2 rRNA genes are annotated in these 1148 nt (G+C 53.9%); both read left to right on the top strand.

From position 1 onward, the window contains the following. Window positions 1-817: ribosomal RNA gene (locus XpruCFBP8353_RS23015) — 23S ribosomal RNA — on the top strand; the annotation flags it as partial. A gap of 173 nt (window positions 818-990) precedes the next feature. Beyond that, a 5S ribosomal RNA gene (rrf, locus tag XpruCFBP8353_RS23010) occupies window positions 991-1105 on the top strand. The last annotated feature ends 43 nt before the right edge of the window (window positions 1106-1148 follow it).

The following is a 1148-nucleotide window of genomic DNA, read 5'->3' as shown; positions in this document are numbered from 1 at the left end:
TTACACTGAACGTTGAGTTCGTCTGTGTAGGATAGGTGGGAGGCTATGAAACTGTGGCGCTAGCTGCAGTGGAGCCATCCTTGAAATACCACCCTGTCGTGCTTGACGTTCTAACCTAGGTCCGTTATCCGGATCAGGGACCGTGTATGGTGGGTAGTTTGACTGGGGCGGTCTCCTCCTAAAGAGTAACGGAGGAGCACGAAGGTACGCTCAGCGCGGTCGGACATCGCGCACTGTGTGCAAAGGCATAAGCGTGCTTGACTGCAAGATCGACGGATCAAGCAGGTACGAAAGTAGGTCTTAGTGATCCGGTGGTTCTGTATGGAAGGGCCATCGCTCAACGGATAAAAGGTACTCCGGGGATAACAGGCTGATACCGCCCAAGAGTTCATATCGACGGCGGTGTTTGGCACCTCGATGTCGGCTCATCACATCCTGGGGCTGTAGTCGGTCCCAAGGGTATGGCTGTTCGCCATTTAAAGTGGTACGCGAGCTGGGTTCAGAACGTCGTGAGACAGTTCGGTCCCTATCTGCCATGGGCGTTGGAAGTTTGAGAGGGGCTGCTCCTAGTACGAGAGGACCGGAGTGGACGAACCTCTGGTGTTCCGGTTGTCACGCCAGTGGCATTGCCGGGTAGCTATGTTCGGAAGCGATAACCGCTGAAAGCATCTAAGCGGGAAGCGCGCCTCAAGATGAGACTTCCCGGGGCACAAGCCCCCTAAAGGAACCATGTAGACTACGTGGTTGATAGGTCAGGTGTGTAAGTACAGCAATGTATTGAGCTAACTGATACTAATGATCCGTGCGGCTTGACCATATAACCTCAAGTTGCCTTGGTCCCAACGAACGTTGGTAGATCACCAAACGCAAGCTACGTCACAAGTTACCTATGCGAGACGAGCGCTGTATGCGCTTCCCTTCGCAAGAGCCTGCACATCCTTGTGCAGACTTTTGAAGAGAAGCAAATATCGGCGACACTCCAACCGTCTCCCTGGTGAAATTAGCGCTGTGGAACCACCCGATCCCATCCCGAACTCGGAAGTGAAACGCAGCTGCGCCGATGGTAGTGTGGCTCAAGCCATGCGAGAGTAGGTCATCGCCAGGGGCTTTACCCGAAACCCTCTATCCGAAAGGATGGAGGGTTTCTT

The organism is Xanthomonas prunicola (genome assembly GCF_002846205.1).
Lineage (GTDB): Bacteria > Pseudomonadota > Gammaproteobacteria > Xanthomonadales > Xanthomonadaceae > Xanthomonas > Xanthomonas prunicola.
This window is presented reverse-complemented; position numbering and strand designations above follow the sequence as displayed.